Consider the following 19,406-nt stretch of genomic DNA (forward strand, 5'->3'; position numbering starts at 1 on the left):
GCACCGCTCTCGAACCGCTTCCTAAGCGTTTGCGCCGGTTTCGGTATTTCTCCCTGCTGCTGAGTCGAGCAATTGCAAGCGCAGCGCAAGCGAATTGATCATAAAATGTTGCAGCGCACAAAATGTGGCAATATCAGGCACACAACGCTTGCGACGGCCAGCCGCCAACACCTCACTTGAACCCAAGGGCAAAACATGCTGTATCAGCTTTTTGAAACTCAACGCGCTTTGATGAGCCCGTTTGCGGAGTTCTCCAGCGCCTCAGCCAAGCTCTATAACCACCCTCTGTCGCCGTTCTCGCATTCGCCGATTTCGCAACGGGTGTCGGCAGGTCTGGATCTGATGCATCGCTTGGCCAAGGACTACGAAAAACCGGAATTTGGGATCCGTGGCGTCAACGTGGACGGCGTGGAAGTGGCAGTTCAGGAACTGGTGCCGCTGACCAAGCCTTTTTGCCGCCTGCTGCGCTTCAAGCGCTACACCGACGATTTGGCCGTTCTGTCCAAGATGAAGGATCAGCCCACTGTGCTGGTGGTGGCACCGCTGTCTGGCCATCACAGCACTTTGCTGCGCGACACCGTGCGCCAACTGCTCAAAGACCACAAGGTCTTCATTACCGATTGGACAGATGCCCGCATGGTGCCCAAGGAAGTCGGCGCCTTCCATCTGGATGACTACATTGCCTATGTGCAGGAATTCATCCGCTTGGTGGGCCCGGACTGCCATGTGATTTCGGTCTGCCAGCCGACCGTGCCGGTGCTAGCCGCCATCTCGCTGATGGCCTCCAGCGGTGAGCAAACACCGCGCAGCATGACCATGATGGGTGGCCCGATCGACGCACGCAAGAGCCCCACCGCCGTCAACAATCTGGCCATGAACAAGCCCTATAGCTGGTTCGAAAACAATGTGATTTACCGCGTACCGACCAACTTCCCGGGTTCGGGTCGGGCGGTTTACCCAGGCTTCTTGCAGCACACCGGTTTCGTCGCGATGAACCCGAATGTGCATATGAGCTCGCATTACGACTACTTCCTCGACCTGATGCGCGGCGACGACGAAAGCGCCGATTCGCACCGCCAGTTCTATGACGAGTACAACGCCGTGCTCGACATGCCGGCCGAGTACTACCTCGACACCATCAAGACCGTGTTCCAGGACTTTGCCCTGGTCAACGGCACCTGGATGGTCAAGGGTCAGTTGGTGCGCCCGCAGGACATCACCACCACCGCCTTGCTGACAGTGGAAGGCGAGCGCGATGACATCTCCGGTGCCGGCCAGACCCGCGCCGCGCATGAGCTGTGCTCTGGAGTTTCAAGCGTTCACCAATACCATTACGACGCCGTGGGCGCTGGCCATTACGGTATCTTTTCGGGCCGACGCTGGCGCGAGAATGTCTACCCCGAGGTGCAAGCCTTCATCAGCAAGTATGACCGTCCGGACGCCGTGCTTGCTGGCCAAAGGCCTGCAGCTAGCCCGGTCCAGACGCCTGCGGCCAGCCCTGCCCCAACCTCCGAGCCGGCCCGTAAGACCAAAAGCAAATCAAGCACTTGACGAGACTAGCTTCAACTGCAGTCGAGCTGCAGCGTTTGGTCGGGGAGATTGACGCGGCATTGCCGCAGACCCAATGCACACGCTGCGGCTTCCCGGACTGCCATGCTTATGCGGTAGCGGTGGCGAACGGTGAGGCGGGCATCAACCAATGCCCGCCCGGTGGCGCCGAGGGCATCGAGCGCTTGGCCGCGATTACCGGGCGCGCTGCCCTGCCTTTGAGCGCGGCGCATGGCCAAGAAGGCCCGTTGAAACTGGCTGTTATTGATGAGGCTTGGTGCATAGGCTGCACCATGTGCATCAAGGCCTGCCCGGTGGACTGCATCGTCGGCGCGCCCAAACAAATGCATGTGGTCGTCAACGATCAATGCACAGGCTGCGAGTTATGCGTGTCGGCCTGCCCGGTCGACTGCATCTCGTTGCTGAGTCTCAAACCCGAGCTCAGCGGCTGGGCCGCCTGGGGCGAGAGTCAAGCAGATGCCGCCCGCGAGCGTTATCGCTTTCATCAACTCAAATTGGCCCGTGGCGAGCAAGAAAACAGCGCTCGCCTGGTCGCCAAGGCCGAGGCCAAGCTGGTCGATCTGGCGGCGGCTTCCAAACTCACCGAAGCCACGGCCCTGGACGCAAAACGTGCCGTCATCGAAGCGGCACTGGCGCGCGCTCGCGCCAAGCGGCTGGGCTAAGCGACAGCCCGTCCAGCATCAAGGCCGGTCGATAGGCTCGTCACATCACGAGCTCTGCCAATTCCAGCTCATCAGGGGTCTCATCGATCAGGCGGTCAAAGTCGGCCGCAGCAAACTGACCCTTGGGAATCAGCGGCTTGTCCAGCGGACGGTAAACCCGGCTGTGCAGACGGTTGAGTAACTCGGAATGCTCCATCGCCGACACCACCTCCTCCGGGTTGAGCAGCATGGCGAAAGGGCTGTACAAGGCGCTTGCAAATTGGGTGCTCAACATGGTGATGCTCCGTTAGGTTCGACTTACGTTTCAAGATGTAAGTAACTTTAGGGAGCGGGAGCAGTTAGGCATAGTCGGGGCCGCGCCAATATGCGTGTCAGGCAAACTCCTAGGAGGCTGTCGGGCCAAGGCCGGTGCGGCCCCGGCACGGCACTCGCAATCAGCTGCCCGACTTGGCCATCAGCTTGAGCAGCTTGGCCTTCAATTCATCCCTGCCGGCAGTGCCGGCAAAGTCAGCCGCTGTGAGGCCTTGATCATTGCGAATATGGACATCGGCACCGGCCTTCAGCAGTGCTGCCGGCAGATCTATCGCGCCATAGCGCACCGCCATCATCAGAGGCGTGCTGCCATTGGGCGAACGGGCATTGATGTCCGCGCCCTGACTCAGCAGCCAGACGGCCACACCGTTGTCCGGCCCGCTGCAGGCGTAATGCAGCGGTGTCCAACCGGCGGTATTGACGGGCGCGCCTTTTTTGACGATCTTCTGCACCCAGTCCAGCTTACCCTTGATGGCCGCCAGCATCAGCGCAGATTCGCCGTTCGCATTGACGGCCAGAATGTCCAGCTGCGGGTGGGCCAGCAAACTGTCCAAGGCCTTGTCCGAATCCTCACGCAGCGCAATGTTCATTGCATAACGGCCACGTGCATCGGGCTTATTGGGGTCCGTGCCGCGCTGCAAAATCTTTGACACGGTGTAGCCATCATTCAATTCGGCCGCCAAAACCAAATCATCAATCGGTGCCGCCAAGCTAGCGCCGGTGATGGCCATACCGAGCGCCAACAACACCCCTATGCTGCGAGTCTTCATCGATTGCCCCTTTTTTTTCTTCAATTCAAGCCAAACAAGCGCCGGCAGTTGGCCGAGGTTTGCGCCGCCAACTCTGCAATCGACACACCTTTCACCGCCGCCAGCGCCGCACCGACATGCGGCACATAAGCCGGGCTGTTGGTGCGTCCCCGAAAAGGCACGGGCGCAAGGTAGGGGCTGTCGGTTTCGATCAGCAATCGCTCCAGCGGCAGCGCCGCAGCCACATCACGCAAGTCTTGTGCGCTCTTGAAGCTCAGGATGCCGGAGAAGGACACGTAATAGCCCCGCTCGACGGCCGCCAGGGCCACGTCGACGCTTTCGGCAAAGCAATGGAACACCCCGCCCGCCTGCTCACCGCCCTCCTCGTCCAGCAAGCGCAAGGTGTCTGCGGCGCTGCTGCGGGTGTGGATGACCAGGGGTTTGGCGGCCTGCTTCGCAGCGCGGATATGGGTGCGAAAGCGCTCGCGCTGCCACGCCATATCGACCTCGATGCTGCGGCCGTTGAGGCGGTAATAGTCGAGGCCAGTTTCGCCTATCGCCACCACCTTGGGATCGGCCGCACCCGCCACCAACTCCTCGACGCTGGGCTCATGCACATCCTCATTGTCCGGGTGCACACCCACGGTGGCCCAGAGCTGAGGGTACTGATGCGCCAAACTGCGCACGAGCGGGAATTCTTCCATCGTGGTGCAGATGCAGACCGCCTGCTCGACTTGTGCGACGGCCATTTCGGTCAGAATTTCCGGCAAGCGTGCGTGCAGTTCGGGAAAGCTCAGATGGCAGTGGGAATCAATGAACATAGAGGCCAAAAGATGGGGGAACATTGCCAAGCGTGCCAGGACGCAAGGCTAAAAGAGGCAGGACTCAAATTGTCTGAGTCGGTTTGGACGAAGAAATTTGCGTGCCCAAAATCTCCTCGATCTTGAGCTTGACCAAACGGCTCTTTTCATCGGAAGGAAAGCGCACGCCGATACCCTGCGTGCGTCCGCCGGAAGCATTGGCCGGCGTCAGCCAGGCGATCTTGCCCGCCACTGGATAACGCTGATTGTCATCGGGCAAGGCCAGCAGCAGGTAGACGTCTTCACCCAGGCGATAGTCGCGCGTGGTCGGCACAAACAAGCCGCCGTCGATAAAAACCGGCATATAGGCCGCGTAAAGCGCGCCCTTTTCCTTGAAGGCCAACTGAATCACGCTGGGCCGCGCACCCACAGCGGCCACAGCGCCTACAGCGGCCGCTTGACCGGCGGGAGGCGAGCCCGTAGCTGGTTTTGAAGGCGAATCACTCATGAGGCCGAGTGTAGCGAAAGCCTTGCCTTGCCATCGATCGAAAAACGCGGCTCATCAGCGGCGCGGCGACGCGTCCATCAGCGCTTGTCGACCTTGAGCAAACAGTGACTCCATCAACAAGCCGGCATTCAAAGGGTGCTCGGCATGACGGGCTGCGCGGCGCAGTGCCGCGTCCCAGCCGAGCAGCGGTCCAGTGAGCTTGGGCGCGGGCAAAAACTCGGCCGCAAAATAGCTCGGCGGTGCACCGTGGCAGCGCCGCAGCAGATCATGGCTGAGGCGCTGCAAGGCGTCGATCGCACGCGGGACGGGCCAGTCGGCCAAGGCGGCAGCTTCGCCTCGCGCCAGGCGTTGGGGCAACTGCTGCCAAACACTCGCCCGCAGGCCGGCCTCGAACCAGTCCTTGGCTTCTTGCGGGCGGCCGCCAGCGGCCATCAGCAAGACGTCTGCGCACTCTACCCCTTGCTCGCTCAGCCATTGCAGCGCAGGTTTTTGCGCCGGCAGGCCCAGCGGCAAGGGTTGGCAGCGGCTGCGAATGGTCGGCAACAAGCCCTCGGGCGAGTTGCTGGCCAAGACAAAGCGCAGCATGCCGCCGGGTTCTTCCAGAGTCTTGAGCAAGGCATTGGCCGCCACATTGTTCAAGGCCTCGGCAGGGTAAACCACCACCACCTTGGCGCGGCCGCGTGCTGAGGTCACCTGCGTGAAGCCCAGCATCGCCCGCACGGCATCGATCTTGATCTCGCGGCTGGGCTTGGTTTTGGAAGCCTTGGGCTCACCGTCCCTGCCGGTTTCGCTGTCCTGCGCCCAGCCCAACGTCTCACGCAGGGCATCGGGCAGCAGCAACTGGAAGTCCGGATGGGTATGGGACTGAAATAACAAACAACTTGCACAGTGTCCGCAGGCCGGGCCGTGGCTGGTCTGTTCGCCCGCCCCATGCGCTTCACACAACCAGGCCTGCGCCAAGAGCAAAGCCAAATCAAATTGACCCACGCCCGCCGGCCCTTGCACCAGCAAGGCGTGCGAGCGCACCGTCGCCAGCGCTTGGCTCAAGGGCTGCTCCAACCAGGGCAGCACTTGCTGCAGAGTGCCGGCTACCACCCGCGCGACTCCATCACAGCGCTGATCTGCGCCGCCACCTCGGCTACCGAAACGCTCGCATCGATGCGCGCGAAACGCTGCGGCGCGCCAGCGGCTCGCGCGGCATAACCCGCCCGCACGCGCTCAAAAAAATCCAAATCCTGCTGCTCAAAGCGGTCGGCCTCGCGCGCCGCCGCACGGCGCGCCGCCGCCATCTCGGCCGGCAGGTCGAACCACAGAGTCAGGTCGGGCTGGCGACCGTTTTGCACCCATTGCTCCAGCGTCGTCAACACGGCCAGATCCATGCCCCGGCCGGCGCCCTGGTAGGCGAAGCTGGCGTCGGTATAACGGTCACAGACCACAGTCTGTCCGGCCGCCAAGGCCGGCTCGATCACCCGCTGCAAATGGTCGCGCCGGCCCGCGAAGACCAGCAGCGCTTCGGTCAAGCTGTCCATGCCGCTGTGCAGGAACAGGCCACGCAGGGTCTCGGCCAGCTCGGTGCCGCCAGGCTCGCGCGTGTTGACGACCACGGCGCCGCGCGCACTCAAGCGCTCGGTCAGGGCCGCAATATGGGTCGACTTGCCGGCCCCGTCTATGCCTTCAAAGGTGATGAATCTGGCTGTCACTTGCTTCAATCTAGATTACTTGCCGCGCTGGAATTTATTGACCGCGCGATTATGCGCGGCCAGATCGTCACTGAACTCGCTGGAGCCGTCGCCGCGAGCCACAAAATACAGCGCCCGGCTGCGCGCCGGGTGCAGCGCGGCCAGCAGCGAGGCATTGCCCGGCATCGCAATCGGCGTTGGCGGCAAGCCGCCTCGCGTGTAGGTGTTGAAGGGCGTGTCGGTCTGCAAATCACGCTTGCGCAGATTGCCGTCAAAGGCCGCGCCCAGGCCATAGATCACCGTCGGATCGGTCTGCAAAGGCATGCCCAGGCGCAGACGATTGATGAAGACGGCCGCCACCATGCCACGGTCGGCGGCGGCACCAGTTTCTTTTTCCACGATGGAAGCGAGGATCAAGGCCTGGTCTTGGTTCTTCAAGGGTAGGCCCTCGCTGCGACCCGCCCAAGCGGCGTCCAGACGCTTTTGCATCGCTTTGTGCGCGCGCTTCAAGACGGTCAGATCGCTAACGCCCCGGCTATAGGCATAGGTATCCGGAAAAAAGCGTCCTTCCGCCGCCTGCTCGGGCGCGCCCAGCAGCGCCATCAATTGCGCCTCGCTCAGTCCTGCCGTGCTTTGCTTGAGCGCAGGAGCCTTGGCCAGCGCGGCGCGCACCTGGGCAAAGGTCCAGCCCTCGATCAGGCGCAGCTGCTCCAGCACCTCGTCACCGCGCACCATCTTGGCGAGCAAATCTCGCGGTGTCACCCCTTGATGAATTTCGTAGCTGCCGGCACGTATCAAGCGCGCTTGGCCCGACCAGCGAAACCATTCATACAGCAAGCGCCCATCGGCCTGCACACCGGCATTGACCCAGGCCTGTGCCACCTCCCGGGGCGAGGCGCCGGCCTCGATCGAGAGCTCGACCGAGGGCGCGGCCAAACTCAGCGGCGCTTGCAACCACCACCAAATCGCTCCGCCCATGATTGCTGCAAGCAAAAACAGGGTCGCCAGCAATTTACTTAAAAATTTCATTCCCAATACCCTTTTGCCCACGCCCTGATTCGGGGGCTGATGATAATCGCGCCATGACTATATTCAGCACCAACATCGGCGGGGCCGCTCGCTTGACGCAATGGGGCGTGATCCGCGCCCAAGGCGAGGAAGCGGCCAAGTTTTTGCACAGCCAACTGACGCAGGACTTTGCCCTCTTGGGCGTCAATGAAGCGCGCTTGGCTGGCTTTTGCTCCGCAAAGGGGCGTTTGCTCGCAACATTGATAGGCTGGAAAACGAGCGAGAGCGAAGTGCTGCTGGCTCTGCCGGCGGAACTGCTGCCAGCGGTCCTCAAGCGCTTGTCGATGTTTGTGATGCGTGCGAAATGCAAGCTCAGCGACGCCAGCGCCGAGATTGGACTCTGGGGCTTGAGCGGCGCCGAGGCGCAGGCTTGGCTGGCCGAGGCGGCGCCGTCGCAACGTTGGGCCTGTGCCGACATTGCTGGGGCCCGGGTGATTCGATTGCCTGGCCTTGAAAGCCAAGCTCGCTTCTTGCTGGCGCAAGACGCCCAGGCAGCCGCGCCGGCCCTGCCCGTCATCAGCGAGGCCGACTGGCAGTGGTTGGAGCTGCTCAGTGGCCAGCCTTGGGTGCTGAGTGCCACCAGCGAACAATTCGTGCCGCAGATGTTGAACCTGGAGTTGCTGGGCGGCGTCAACTTCCAAAAAGGCTGCTACCCCGGCCAAGAGGTCGTGGCGCGGATGCAGTACCGCGGCACGCTGAAACGTCGCACCTTCCTGTTCGAGACCGAGGCGGGTTTGGGTATGGAAGTCTTGCCCGGCCAAGAGATTTTCCATAGCGAAGACCCCGGTCAACCGGCCGGGCTGGTGGCCAATGTGGCCATCAAGGATGGCCGGGCCTTGCTGCTGGCCGAGACCAAGATCGCCGCGCTCGCCAGCGGCAGCTTGCATCTGGGCTTGATAGACGGCCACCTGCTGCGTCCGGTCGCCCTGCCCTATGAGCTGACAGAGCCGCAATGAGCGTTGAGATTTACGTCTACTACAAGGTGCTGGACGCAAATCTTGATGCGGCCCTGCGGGCCTTTGAGCAAGCCTTGCTTGGCCTGAGCGGGCCATGCCCAAGGCTGCTGCGTCGTGAAGGCAGCACGACAGGTGAGCAAACCTGGATGGAAATTCATGCTGGCGCCAACGCTCAAGCTGACGAGCAACGGCTGGCTGTCGCCATGAGCCCTTACCTCAGCGGCATCCGCCATAGCGAGCGTTTCAGCCCCTTGCGCTGAGAGTCAAATGCCCGCCAGGAGCGGGCTCGCTCAACCGTCAAGCCTCAAATGCCTGACGCAGCGCAAGGCCGCAGGCCTCTAGCGCGGTCAAGGCTTCGGGGATGGCCCGGCCCATCTTGATGAAGTCATGCGTCACGCCCCGGAACAGCTCCAACTGAACCTGCCCCCCATTGGCTCTCAGGAGATCGGCATAGGCAATGCCTTCATCAACCAAGGGGTCGCATTCGGCCAGCAACACGCAAGCTGGAGCCAAGTCGCTATGGTCTTCGGCTTCAAGCGGCGCAAAACGCCAGTCACGCTTGTGATGGTGGGAAATGTAATGGTTGAAAAACCAATCAATGGACGCCGCGTCGAGCAAGAAGCCATTGGCAAACAGCTTGTGCGAGGCGGTGTCGGCATGCGCCGTGGTGCCGGGCGTGATCAGCAGCTGCAGGGCGAGCTTGAGACCGATATCGCGCGCGTGCAGCGCGCAGACCGCAGCCAGCGTGCCGCCCGCACTGTCGCCGCCAACAGCAAGGCGTGAGCCGTCCAGCCCCAAGCTCGGAGCCGCTTTGGCCAACCAAGTCATGACCGCCCAGCAATCATCGACGGCCGCCGGGAAGCGGTTCTCGGGCGCCAGCCGGTAATTGAGCGACAAGACCGCCGCTCCGCTGCGCAGAGCCAATTGCCGGCATAGGCTGTCATGGGTATCCAGGCTGCCAATCGTGAAGCCGCCGCCATGCAAATAAAGCAAGACGGGCAAACATGCGTCGCTGGGGGCATAGAGCCGAGCGGCCAGCGGCCCCTCGGCCCCGGGCACTTGAAAGTTCTCGACCCGAGCCAGCGGCGCACGGGGCAAATCCAGAATCTCGGCACCCATCAGATAGCCAATTCGCGCCTGCTTCGGGCTAAGGCTATGAAAGGCCGGCCGATTCGCGCGGTAGATGCGGTTCAAAACGCCGGCCATCTTCGGTGTCAACAAGGTGCTACTCAAACAGTACTCCAGGGCTTAGGCTAGGGGCCAATCCGCGATTTTCCCATCAGCCCAGGACTCCACATGGCCTTGATTCAATATCTGACCCAGATTCACATCGATTTCGGTGCGGTCGCCATGCTGCCGCAGCTCTGCGAACAGGCCGGCATCCATCGCCCCTTGGTCATCACCGACATGGGCGTACGCTCGGCAGGCGTGCTGGCACAGGCGCTGGCACCTTGGGGCGCCTATCCACCGCCGGTGTTTGACCAAACCCCCGCCAATCCGACCGAGGCCGCCGTGCGCTGGGCCGTGCAGCTATGCCATCACGGCTTTTGTGACGGCCTGATTGCGATTGGCGGCGGCTCCAGCATGGACTTGGCCAAAGGCGTGGCGATCGCCGCCACACACCAAGGCGCCTTGAAAAACTACGCCACCATTGAGGGCGGCAGCCTGCAAATCACAGCCGCAGTCTTGCCAGTGATCGCAGTTCCCACCACCGCCGGCACCGGCAGCGAGGTTGCGCGCGGGGCGATTTTGATTGTGGACGATGGCCGCAAACTTGGCTTTCACAACTGGGTCTTGATGCCCAAGGTCGCCCTGTGCGACCCTGAGTTGACGCTGAGCCTGCCGCCGCGCCTGACGGCCGCCACTGGCATGGACGCGATCGCGCATTGCATGGAGACCTTTATGTCGGACGCCATCAACCCGCCGGCCGACGGTATCGCGCTGGATGGCCTGCGGCGCGGCTGGGCCCATATCGAACGGGCCACGCTGGACGGGCAAGACCGGGAGGCGCGTTGGCAAATGATGAGTTGCAGCATGCAGGGCGCGCTGGCCTTTCAAAAAGGCCTGGGCTGCGTGCATTCGCTCAGCCACGCGCTGGGCGCGGCCGACCCGCGCCTGCATCACGGCACGCTCAATGCGGTGTTTCTGCCGGCGGTGATTCGCTTCAATGCCGCGGCACCCGGCATGCAGCGCGAACAGCGGCTGCAACGGATGGCGCAAGCCATGGGCTTGTCGGGCGATGCTGTCGCTGGTGACGGCGTGGCCCTGGCGCAAGCCGTCAGTACGATGAACGCCAGGCTGGGCTTGCCGGCAGGCTTGGCCGCGTTGGGCGTTGACCCGCAATTGTTCGACGCGGTGATCAAAGCCGCCCTGCTCGATCATTGTCACAAAACCAACCCGCGCGAGGCCAGTGCAGCTGACTATCTGGAGATGCTGCACGCATCTCTTTGACGCGCAGCGCCGCAAGGTCGAAGCGATTTTTGGGCTTGAAGAATTGAAAAAGGCCCGGCGACTGCCGGGCCTTTTGCTACTCAAGTGAGTTCGCTTGCGTTGATCAGCTGATCAGTTGATCAACCATGCTTGGCGTCGAAGAACTGCTCATCTTCGGTCGAACCCTTCAAGGCAGCGGTGGAGGCCTCGCGTTCGATTGTCGTGGTGACGGCGTCGAAGTAGCCGGTGCCGACTTCGCGCTGATGCTTGACGGCGGTGAAGCCGCGCTCAGCCGCCGCGAACTCCTTCTCCTGCAACTCGACGAAGGCGCTCATATTGTTGCGAGCGTAGCCGTAGGCCAACTCAAACATCGAGTGGTTCAGGCTGTGGAAGCCGGCCAGCGTGATGAACTGGAACTTGTAGCCCATCGCACCCAACTCGCGCTGAAACTTGGCGATCGTTGCGTCGTCGAGGTTCTTCTTCCAGTTGAAGGAAGGCGAGCAGTTGTAGGCCAGCAGCTTGCCGGGGAACTTGGCATGGATGGCGTCGGCAAACTGCTTGGCGAATGCCAGGTCGGGCTTGCCGGTCTCGCACCAGATCATGTCGGCGTAAGGGGCATAAGCCAAGCCACGGCTGATCGCCTGCTCGATGCCGTTGTTGGTGCGATAGAAGCCTTCGACCGTGCGCTCACCGGTGCAGAACGGCTTGTCGTTGTCGTCGATATCGCTGGTGACCAGGTCGCCGGCTTCGGCGTCGGTGCGGGCCAGCAACACGGTAGGCGTGCCCATCACGTCGGCGGCCAGGCGGGCTGCGACCAGCTTGGAGACGGCTTCACGTGTCGGCACCAAGACCTTGCCGCCCATGTGGCCGCATTTCTTGGCCGCGGCCAATTGGTCTTCAAAGTGAACACCGGCGGCACCGGCTTCGATCATCGCCTTCATCAGCTCGAACGCGTTCAGCACGCCACCAAAACCGGCTTCGGCATCGGCCACGATAGGGGCGAAGTAGTCGATGTCGTTCTTGCCTTCAGACCACTGGATCTGGTCAGCGCGAGCAAACGTGGCGTTGATCTTCTTGACGACCTTGGGCACCGAGTCGACCGAGTACAGCGACTGATCGGGGTACATCTCGCCATTGCTGTTGGCGTCACCGGCGACCTGCCAGCCAGACAGATAGATCGCCTTCAGGCCGGCCTTGACCTGCTGCATCGCTTGGTTGCCGGTCAGGGCGCCGAGCGAGTTGACGAAGGGCTCGGTGTTGATCAGACCCCAGAGCTTGTTGGCGCCACGCTTGGCCAAGGTGTGCTCGACTTGCAGCGAGCCCCGCAGACGCACGACGTCGGCGGCGCTATAGCCACGGGTGATGCCCTTCCAACGTGGGTTTTCGGCCCAGTCTTTTTCGAGGGCGGCAATTTGCTGGTCACGGGTCAAAGTCGTCATGAGTAACTCCTGCTTGGCTAAGGGAAGAAAAAACCGTCTTGCTGGATCTAAATTTAGTCCTCTTCGGCCCGCAGTGGAAGACTTATGTCTTATATAAGACCAAATACTTAAACCTTATAAAACAACAACTTACGAACAACATTTCTGATTATGAAAAGACTTTCCCCATGATGAGAAAAAATGCGGCAGTGCAACATCACAGCAATTCACGATGCGCAAGCGGGATTTCACATCGTGGGAAATAGGCCTGCGCCAAGAACCCGCTCAAGCAGTTGGGGTCGGAGCAGCCTCTGGGCACAGAGTCAGGTCCAACCCACAAATCCCTATAAACCGCCCACGAAATAGCGCTTCAACCCCGCCAGCACCATCTCAACCGCAATCGCGGTCAGCACCAGGCCCATCAGCTTTTCAATCGCCGAGATGACCGAATCGCCGAGCAGGCGGCGGATACGGTCGGCCATCAGCAGGGTCAGACCCGACACCCACATCGCCGCCAGCAAGGCTCCGATCCAGTCCCAGATACGGTCGGGTTGACGGGAAGAAAGCAGCAGCACCGTCGCCATCGCAGACGGCCCAGCCAGCAGCGGCACGGCCAGCGGAAAGATAAAAGGCTCTTTGCCCGGCTCCAGGCCATAGGCCGATTCGCCGGCGGCGCCAAAAATCATCTTGATCGCAATGATCAACAAAATCACCCCGCCTGCCACTTCCAGCGATCGCTCGGACAGGTGCATCACCCGCAAGAACACATCGCCAAAGAACATAAAGGCAAGCAGCGCGATGGAGGCAATACCGACCTCACGGCCGGCCACCCGCGCGCGCCGCTCCTTGGGCACGGACTTCATGATGGAGACAAAAATGGGTAGGCTGCCGAGCGGGTCCAAAACCAGCAAAAGCAGAATGAAGGCGGAGAGAAAGCTATGGTCCATGGCACGATTGTCGCCGCCACCGAGCCGCTCGGGCAGCTATCCTTCGGCCGAAATCCTTCCGTTGAAGAAAAACAATGATGACCGCCATGACCACAGAAAAGCTAGACGCCATCGACCGCAAGATTATTGAAGTGCTGCAGCGCGATGGACGGGCCTCCAATGTGGAATTGGCGGCTCAAATTCATTTGTCGGCGCCGCAATGCTTTCGGCGGGTCAAGTCACTGGAGGAGCGCGGCGTGCTGCGCGGCTACCGCGCCTTGGTCGCCCCGCAGACGCTGGGTCTGGGCGTCACGGCTTATGTGAGCCTGAACATCGCCGGCGAGGCCTTTGACCGCGTCCGCGAGGTCGAAACCTTGATCCGGGACTTCCCGGAGATCCTCGAATGCCATACGGTCTCGGGCGACTGCGACTATCTGCTCAAGGTGGTAGCGCAAGACCTGAAGTCACTGTCGCAGTTCTTGACCGACAGGCTGATGCAAATCAAGGGCGTCGATGATGTGCGCTCGATGATTTGCCTCGAGGAAATCAAGCCGCCCTCGCCGCTGCCGGTACGGGACTGAATTCGAGTTCAACCCCGCGGGTGATGTTGGGCGTGAATAGCTTTGAGCCGTTCACGCGCCACATGGGTGTAGATCTGTGTGGTTGACAAATCGGCATGACCCAAGAGCAATTGCACCGCGCGCAAATCGGCACCGTGGTTGAGCAAATGGGTGGCGAATGCATGCCGCAAGGTGTGGGGCGACAGGGGGCTGGTGATGCCGGCCGCTATGGCGTATTTCTTCACCAGGGTCCAGAACATCTGCCGGGTCATGCCGGTGCCGCGCACGGTCACGAAGAGTTCATCGCAGCGCAGCCCTTTGAGCAAATTGGACCTGGCTTCTTGCAAATAGCGCATCAGCCAGCCATGCGCCTCCTCGCCGAAAGGCACCAAGCGCTCTTTCGAGCCCTTGCCTGTGATGCGCAGTGCCGCCTCCTTGAAGCCGACATGCACGCTCTTGAGCGTCACCAGCTCGGTCACGCGCAGGCCGCTGGCATACATCAGCTCCAGCATCGCGCGATCACGCAAACCCAGCGCGGTCGTGGTGTCGGGCGCGGCCAGTAGCAACTCGACTTGCTGTTGGCTCAAAAGCTTAGGAACACGCAGCGCTTGGCGCGCGTTTTGCAAGCGCAACGTCGGGTCGGCCTGAATTCGCTGTTCGCGCAAGGCCCAGCGGAAATAGCGCTTGAACACACTCAGGCGCCGGTTTGAACTGGTGGCCCGGCTGCCCGCGTGACGAGCGCTGGCATAGGCCAGCAGGTCCGGCTCCCGGCATTGATCCAAGGCTTTTGCGTCCGGCTGCGCCAACAGCCAGTCGGCCAACAGGCTCAGGTCGCGCCGGTAAGCCTCCAAGGTATTGGCGGCCAAACCGTCCTCAAGCCACAAGGCCTCAACAAAGCCATTGATCGCTTGTTGGCTGGCGGCAGCCTTGGAAGCTGGCGTCGTCACTCCAGCTTGAGCTTTTGCTGGGCCACCACGGACTTGTAGACCTCAAACTCGGCCTTGATCTGAGCGGCAAATTGCTCGGGGGTGTTGGCCAAAATGATGGAGCCGGTGTCCTCGATACGCTTTTTCACGTCGGGCAACTCCACGGTCTTCTTGACCGCAGCATGGACCTTGTCGACCACCTCTTTGGACAGGCCCTTGGGGCCGTAGATCCCGTAATAAGCCATTCGGTTGACCGGCTCCAGGCCCACTTCCTTGAAGGTCGGCACATTGGGCAGCTGGCTCAGGCGCTGCGGCGCGGCGACGACGATGGGGATCAAGCGGCCGTCTTTGATGAAGGGCAAGGCCGAGGGCAGATTGTCAAAAATCATCGGAACTTGGCCGGCCACCGTGTCGTTGAGCGCCGGGCCGGCGCCCCGGTAGGGAATATGGATGACATATACACCGGCCAAACTCTTGTAAAGCTCCATCTGCAAATGCCCGATACCGCCGGTGCCGCTGCTGGAGAAGCTGTACTTACCGGGGTTGGCCTTCAGCTCGGCCAAAAAGCCTTTGTAATCCCGTGCCGGAAACGAGGGATGCACGGCGATCACATTGGGCGTGGCCGCCACATTGATGATGGGCGTGAAATCGGTGATGGGGTTGTAGGCGATCTTTGGATTGATGGCCGGGTTGGCGGCCGTCGTCGACACCGTGGCCATGCCCAAGGAGTAGCCATCTGGCGCCGCCTTGACAGTCTCACCGGCACCGATCGTGCCGCCACCACCGGCCTTGTTTTCCACCATCACGGTCTGGCCCAAGGCCAGATGAAGTTTCTCTGCCACCACGCGAGCCACGATGTCGGTCGTTCCTCCTGGCGCAAAAGGAACGACCAAGCGCACCGGCTTGTTCGGATAGGTCTGCGCCAAGGCTGGCTGCAGGCCGGCCAGGCTCAAAACCAAAAGACTTGTACCCGACACCCAATTGCGACGATTCATGCTTGACTCCGGTTGAGGCTTTCGCTGCGCTAAGTTTGCGGCACCAAGCATGCCACAAGCTGCGTCACCTGTTTGCCGCCAAGGCCCAGTCAATATGTTCACTCACCAGCTCGCCGGCGCCGGCGCGAGCTTGTAGCAAGGCCGCGCGCATCTCGCCATGCTCCTGGGCACGCAAAGCATTGCCCATCGCCACGGCCAAGTTGCGCTGCCAGCGTTCATACCCAATGCGGCGGATGGCCGAGCCCTCAGTGCGGCTCAAAAACTCTGCCTCGCTCCAGACCCAGAGCTGCAGCAGCCCGGGTGCTGCCAAGGCCTCGCGCGCATCAAAATCGGCCAGCGAAGTTTTTTGGGCGAACTTGTTCCAAGGGCAGATCAATTGACAGTCATCGCAGCCATAGATGCGGTTGCCGATCAAGGGCCTCAGTTCGAGCGGAATCGGCCCGGCATGCTCGATGGTCAGATATGAAATGCAGCGCCGCGCATCGACCCGGTAAGGTGCCACGATGGCCTGGGTCGGGCACACATCGACGCAGGCCGTGCATTGCCCACAGTGGGCCGTAACGGCCTCGCTCAGCGGCAGCGGCAGGTCGACATAAATCTCGCCCAGAAAAAACATAGAGCCAGCCTCACGGTGCAGGGTCAGCGTGTGTTTGCCGCGCCAACCCAGGCCGGATCGCGAGGCCAGCTCGACCTCCAGCACCGGCGCAGAATCGGTGAACGCGCGATGGCCAAAAGGGCCGATCAGACCGGCCAGCTGGGTCGCCAACTGTTGCAAGCGGTTGCGCAAGACCTTGTGATAGTCGCGCCCTCGGGCATAGATCGACAACTGCGCGCGCTGCGGGTCGGCCAGCCCCGCCCACTCGATGGCCTGCCATTCGGCTGATGTGTCGCGCGGCAAATAGTCCATCCTTGCCGTCAGCACCCGCACCGTGCCCGGCACCAGCTCGGCTGGCCTGGCGCGCTTGAGCCCATGCGCCTGCATATAGTGCATCTGGCCGTGAAAGCCGGCCTCCAGCCAAGCCAGCAAACCGGGCTCGGCCGAGCTCAAATCAATATCGGCCACGCCGATCTGGGAGAATCCCAACTCAAGCGCCCAGCCGCGCAGCTGCTCCAGCAGTTCGGCCAAGGTCTTTGCATCGATCTCGTCATTCATCTTCTGTGGAGCTTGCGTCATTTGCGCATTCTAGAAACTCAGTCATTGCTTTGGCCCAATGAGGCCGCCTGCGAGGCTTTTGCGCAGTCTTTTGCAAACGCCCTATGCGCCGGCACCGAGTCGATCAACGCCAGCATCGAGCTGCACGGCCAGCTCGGCGCTGGCAAGACCAGCCTGGTGCGGCATCTGCTGCGCGCCTTAGGTGTGGAGGGCCGCATCAAAAGCCCCAGCTACGCGGTGATGGAAAGTTATGACGTGAGCAGCACGGCGCCACGGGTCGGCGAAGTTAGCCACTTTGATTTCTATCGTTTCAACGACCCGCGCGAATGGGAAGACGCCGGCTTTCGCGACATCTTTGCCGCGCCTGGACTGAAGCTCAGTGAATGGCCCGAAAAGGCCAGTGGTGTGTTGCCCCCGGCCGATTTGCAGATCTGGCTCGATGTCGGGGCCAACGACAGCCGCAGCGTGCGCCTCATCGCCGGCAGCGCTTGGGGGCAGCAGATGCTGCAAGCTTTAAGGACAAGCCCATGAGCGCGCGGCGCACCGCCCTGCGGGCCATGGGCGCGCTGGCTTTGGCCCTGCGCTTGCCTGCGACAGCGATGGCAGCTGGCAGCTTCAGCAGCATCATCGCCGTGCGTGTCTGGCCCGCCAGCGACTACAGCCGGGTCACGCTGGAGTCCGACAAGCCGCTACAGGCCAAACATTTTCTGGTCGAGAACCCCGACCGCCTGGTGATAGATATCGAAGGCCTGGAGCTGAACGCCGGCCTGCGCGAGCTGCTGGGCAAGGTGCGCGCCGACGACCCGTTTATCGGCGGCGTCAGAGTCGGCCAGAACACCCCAAGGGTCGTGCGACTGGTGCTTGATTTGAAACAGCCGGTCGCGCCGCAAATTTTCACCCTGGCGCCGGTCGCCTCCTACCAGCACCGGCTGGTGTTCGACCTCTACCCCCAACAAGCCGCCGACCCCTTGCTGGCCCTGATCCGCGAAAAGGAGCAGGCCGAGCAAGCTGCCGCGCAGTCGGTGCAAGACGCCTTGGGCGAGTTGATAGGCCGCATCGACAAACCCAACTCGACAAAGCTGCCGCCCGTGCCGCCGCCCTTGGTCGTGCAAACGCCGGTGCCGCTGCCGCCCTTCCCTGCGGCCTCGGCGGCGAGCGCCAAAACGGATGCGCTGCCCGGCTTTAGCCAGGCCAAACTGGACCGCCTGATCGTGATTGCACTGGACCCTGGCCATGGCGGCGAAGACCCCGGCGCCATCGGCCCCACAGGCTTACGCGAAAAAGATGTGGTGCTGGCAGTGGGCTTGAAGCTGCGCGACCGCCTCAACAGCAACCCGAATATTCGCGTCATGATGACCCGCGACGCCGACTTCTTTGTGCCCCTGCATGAGCGGGTCAACAAAGCGCGCCGTGTGCAGGCCGATCTGTTCGTGTCTCTGCATGCCGATGCGTTTTTCACCCCACAGGCGCGCGGCGCCTCGGTGTTCGTGCTGAGCGACGGCGCTGCCAGCAGCCAAGCCGCTAAATGGATAGCCAACAAAGAAAACGCAGCCGACTTGGTCGGCGGCGTGAATGTCGGCGCGGTCAAGGATGCCGGTGTGTTGAAGGCCATGTTGGACATGAGCACCACCGCACAGATCAAGGATAGCCTCAAGCTGGGCCACGAGGTGCTGGGCCAGATCGGCCGAGTCGGCAATCTGCATAAGCGCAAGGTCGAGCAGGCCGGATTTGCCGTGCTGAAGGCACCGGATGTGCCATCCATCCTGGTTGAAACGGCCTTTATCTCCAACCCTGAAGAAGAAGCCAAGCTGCGCGACCCGGCCTACCAGGGCGAATTGGTCGAGGCCCTGGCCACCGGTATTGCGCGTTACTTTGCCAAGAATCCGCCACTGGCACGGCATAGGGCGCTGACCTGAGCGGGGCAAAGTCGTTTGCCCGCTTCAAATGTGGCCAAGCTGCCTAAGTGGGCCGAGTGGGCCGAGTGGGCCAACTGGGCCATTCAGGCAATCAAGCGGCCTTGACCTTTTCTGCCTTGCGCGCCTTCCAGCCCCCGTAAATCGCGATCAGCCCCGGGATGATGATCATGGCCCAGATGATCTTGCTCAGATTCGTCTGCACCCAGGCCAGATTGCCGAACCAATAGCCTGCCAGCGTGATGCCGAGCACCCAGATCAGCGCGCCGATGACGTTATAGAGCGTAAATTTCGCCCGGTCCATCTCGGCCACACCCGCGACAAAAGGCGCGAAGGTGCGCACAAAGGGCATGAAGCGCGCAATGATGATGGTGACCGCGCCATTGCGCTCGTAAAACTCATGCGCGGCGTCGAATGCCCTGCGGTTGAAAAAGCGCGATTGCTCCCACTTGAACACCTTGGGGCCGATAAAGCGCCCGATCGAGTAATTGCATTGATCACCCAGAATCGCTGCCACCAACAATATCGCCAGCACCAGGGGCAAATTAACCAAGCCAGCACCGCAAAGTGCGCCGACCACGAAGAGCAAGGAGTCGCCCGGCAAAAACGGCATCACCACCAAGCCGGTTTCAACAAAAATAATCAAGAACAACAAACCATAGATCCATGCGCCATAGTGAGCTACAAAAGACGCCAGATGGCGATCAACGTGGACAATGAAGTCGATCAGGGTGCTAATAAGTTCCATGGCGCGGGATTATGCGGCAAGCTTGTGACAGCCA

Annotated in this window: 23 protein-coding genes; 8 read left to right on the top strand and 15 right to left on the bottom strand. The window is 61.6% G+C overall.

Translation table 11 applies throughout. The features are described from left to right. Positions 1 to 21 precede the first annotated feature (21 nt). Entirely contained in the window at positions 22 to 222 is a 201-nt protein-coding gene (locus LNV08_RS18225) for a hypothetical protein (RefSeq protein ID WP_263535343.1), read from the bottom strand. Here LNV08_RS18225 and LNV08_RS18230 point away from each other — a divergent pair. Together LNV08_RS18230 and rsxB are read left to right on the top strand one after the other, a co-directional pair. Further along, positions 196 to 1,551, top strand: coding sequence for a polyhydroxyalkanoate depolymerase (locus LNV08_RS18230; RefSeq protein ID WP_263535167.1), 1,356 nt, complete (start codon positions 196 to 198; stop codon positions 1,549 to 1,551). The two genes, LNV08_RS18225 and LNV08_RS18230, sit on opposite strands and share 27 nt — an antisense overlap. Then, positions 1,548 to 2,231, top strand: coding sequence for an electron transport complex subunit RsxB (gene rsxB, locus LNV08_RS18235; RefSeq protein ID WP_263535168.1), 684 nt, complete (start codon positions 1,548 to 1,550; stop codon positions 2,229 to 2,231). The genes LNV08_RS18230 and rsxB overlap by 4 nt, the downstream gene beginning before the upstream one ends. Before the next feature lie 40 nt (positions 2,232 to 2,271). On the opposite strand, the gene LNV08_RS18240 is transcribed toward rsxB, so the two are convergent. The 7 genes from LNV08_RS18240 to mltG all read right to left on the bottom strand — a co-directional run bounded on the left by LNV08_RS18240 (position 2,272) and on the right by mltG (position 7,308). Further along, positions 2,272 to 2,505 carry a hypothetical protein gene (locus LNV08_RS18240; protein WP_263535169.1) on the bottom strand — a complete coding sequence of 78 codons (234 nt, stop codon included), beginning with the start codon at positions 2,503 to 2,505 and terminating at the stop codon, positions 2,272 to 2,274. 160 nt (positions 2,506 to 2,665) lie between these two features. Next, complete coding sequence (locus LNV08_RS18245) at positions 2,666 to 3,313, bottom strand: ankyrin repeat domain-containing protein (RefSeq protein WP_263535170.1); 648 nt, start codon at positions 3,311 to 3,313, stop codon at positions 2,666 to 2,668. A gap of 20 nt (positions 3,314 to 3,333) precedes the next feature. Continuing rightward, positions 3,334 to 4,113, bottom strand: a complete 780-nt coding sequence (locus LNV08_RS18250; RefSeq protein WP_263535171.1) for a TatD family hydrolase — start codon at positions 4,111 to 4,113, stop codon at positions 3,334 to 3,336. A gap of 64 nt (positions 4,114 to 4,177) precedes the next feature. Beyond that, complete coding sequence (locus tag LNV08_RS18255; RefSeq protein ID WP_263535172.1) at positions 4,178 to 4,600, bottom strand: PilZ domain-containing protein; 423 nt, start codon at positions 4,598 to 4,600, stop codon at positions 4,178 to 4,180. 54 nt (positions 4,601 to 4,654) lie between these two features. After that, positions 4,655 to 5,695: a DNA polymerase III subunit delta' gene (locus tag LNV08_RS18260; protein ID WP_263535173.1), complete on the bottom strand. Its 1,041-nt coding sequence runs from the start codon at positions 5,693 to 5,695 to the stop codon at positions 4,655 to 4,657. Next, positions 5,689 to 6,300: a dTMP kinase gene (tmk, locus tag LNV08_RS18265; RefSeq protein WP_263535174.1), complete on the bottom strand. Its 612-nt coding sequence runs from the start codon at positions 6,298 to 6,300 to the stop codon at positions 5,689 to 5,691. The genes LNV08_RS18260 and tmk overlap by 7 nt, the downstream gene beginning before the upstream one ends. 15 nt (positions 6,301 to 6,315) lie before the next feature. Continuing rightward, positions 6,316 to 7,308, bottom strand: coding sequence for an endolytic transglycosylase MltG (gene mltG, locus LNV08_RS18270; protein WP_263535175.1), 993 nt, complete (start codon positions 7,306 to 7,308; stop codon positions 6,316 to 6,318). Positions 7,309 to 7,361: 53 nt separating this feature from the next. Here mltG and LNV08_RS18275 point away from each other — a divergent pair, with 53 nt between their 5' ends. Next, the gene (locus LNV08_RS18275; protein WP_263535176.1) at positions 7,362 to 8,303 is read left to right on the top strand and encodes a YgfZ/GcvT domain-containing protein; all 942 of its coding nucleotides are present in this window, start codon (positions 7,362 to 7,364) and stop codon (positions 8,301 to 8,303) included. Further along, positions 8,300 to 8,563: a DUF4936 family protein gene (locus tag LNV08_RS18280; protein WP_263535177.1), complete on the top strand. Its 264-nt coding sequence runs from the start codon at positions 8,300 to 8,302 to the stop codon at positions 8,561 to 8,563. The genes LNV08_RS18275 and LNV08_RS18280 overlap by 4 nt, the downstream gene beginning before the upstream one ends. Positions 8,564 to 8,600: 37 nt before the next feature. Here LNV08_RS18280 and LNV08_RS18285 read toward each other — a convergent pair whose 3' ends face one another. After that, the gene (locus LNV08_RS18285; RefSeq protein ID WP_263535338.1) at positions 8,601 to 9,509 is read right to left on the bottom strand and encodes an alpha/beta hydrolase; all 909 of its coding nucleotides are present in this window, start codon (positions 9,507 to 9,509) and stop codon (positions 8,601 to 8,603) included. A 90-nt stretch (positions 9,510 to 9,599) separates the two neighbouring features. On the opposite strand from LNV08_RS18285, the gene LNV08_RS18290 reads away from it, so the two are divergent. Beyond that, positions 9,600 to 10,754 carry an iron-containing alcohol dehydrogenase gene (locus tag LNV08_RS18290; protein WP_263535178.1) on the top strand — a complete coding sequence of 385 codons (1,155 nt, stop codon included), beginning with the start codon at positions 9,600 to 9,602 and terminating at the stop codon, positions 10,752 to 10,754. A gap of 119 nt (positions 10,755 to 10,873) precedes the next feature. Here LNV08_RS18290 and aceA read toward each other — a convergent pair whose 3' ends face one another. Together aceA and LNV08_RS18300 are read right to left on the bottom strand one after the other, a co-directional pair. Beyond that, a complete protein-coding gene (gene aceA / locus LNV08_RS18295; RefSeq protein WP_409993970.1) occupies positions 10,874 to 12,172 on the bottom strand; it encodes an isocitrate lyase in 1,299 nt (432 codons plus the stop codon). Between the two features lie 323 nt (positions 12,173 to 12,495). Further along, complete coding sequence (locus tag LNV08_RS18300; protein WP_263535179.1) at positions 12,496 to 13,098, bottom strand: MarC family protein; 603 nt, start codon at positions 13,096 to 13,098, stop codon at positions 12,496 to 12,498. A gap of 86 nt (positions 13,099 to 13,184) precedes the next feature. On the opposite strand from LNV08_RS18300, the gene LNV08_RS18305 reads away from it, so the two are divergent. Continuing rightward, entirely contained in the window at positions 13,185 to 13,658 is a 474-nt protein-coding gene (locus LNV08_RS18305; protein ID WP_263535180.1) for an Lrp/AsnC family transcriptional regulator, read from the top strand. A gap of 8 nt (positions 13,659 to 13,666) precedes the next feature. Here LNV08_RS18305 and xerD read toward each other — a convergent pair whose 3' ends face one another. The 3 genes from xerD to queG all read right to left on the bottom strand — a co-directional run bounded on the left by xerD (position 13,667) and on the right by queG (position 16,732). Further along, the gene (xerD, locus tag LNV08_RS18310; protein ID WP_263535181.1) at positions 13,667 to 14,584 is read right to left on the bottom strand and encodes a site-specific tyrosine recombinase XerD; all 918 of its coding nucleotides are present in this window, start codon (positions 14,582 to 14,584) and stop codon (positions 13,667 to 13,669) included. Beyond that, positions 14,581 to 15,558, bottom strand: coding sequence for a tripartite tricarboxylate transporter substrate binding protein BugE (locus LNV08_RS18315; protein WP_263535182.1), 978 nt, complete (start codon positions 15,556 to 15,558; stop codon positions 14,581 to 14,583). Before LNV08_RS18315 ends, xerD begins: the two co-directional genes overlap by 4 nt. Positions 15,559 to 15,622: 64 nt before the next feature. Beyond that, positions 15,623 to 16,732, bottom strand: a complete 1,110-nt coding sequence (gene queG, locus LNV08_RS18320) for a tRNA epoxyqueuosine(34) reductase QueG (protein ID WP_263535183.1) — start codon at positions 16,730 to 16,732, stop codon at positions 15,623 to 15,625. A gap of 24 nt (positions 16,733 to 16,756) precedes the next feature. On the opposite strand from queG, the gene tsaE reads away from it, so the two are divergent. Both tsaE and LNV08_RS18330 read left to right on the top strand, forming a co-directional pair. Then, positions 16,757 to 17,242 carry a tRNA (adenosine(37)-N6)-threonylcarbamoyltransferase complex ATPase subunit type 1 TsaE gene (tsaE, locus tag LNV08_RS18325; RefSeq protein ID WP_263535184.1) on the top strand — a complete coding sequence of 162 codons (486 nt, stop codon included), beginning with the start codon at positions 16,757 to 16,759 and terminating at the stop codon, positions 17,240 to 17,242. Next, positions 17,239 to 18,627 (top strand): N-acetylmuramoyl-L-alanine amidase, encoded by a 1,389-nt coding sequence (locus LNV08_RS18330; RefSeq protein WP_263535185.1) that lies wholly within the window; start codon positions 17,239 to 17,241, stop codon positions 18,625 to 18,627. Before tsaE ends, LNV08_RS18330 begins: the two co-directional genes overlap by 4 nt. A 91-nt stretch (positions 18,628 to 18,718) precedes the next feature. Here LNV08_RS18330 and LNV08_RS18335 read toward each other — a convergent pair whose 3' ends face one another. Further along, positions 18,719 to 19,372: a DedA family protein gene (locus tag LNV08_RS18335; RefSeq protein WP_263535186.1), complete on the bottom strand. Its 654-nt coding sequence runs from the start codon at positions 19,370 to 19,372 to the stop codon at positions 18,719 to 18,721. Between the last annotated feature and the right edge of the window lie 34 nt (positions 19,373 to 19,406).

This window comes from Paucibacter sp. TC2R-5, from assembly GCF_025717605.1.
Lineage (GTDB): Bacteria > Pseudomonadota > Gammaproteobacteria > Burkholderiales > Burkholderiaceae_C > Paucibacter_A > Paucibacter_A albus.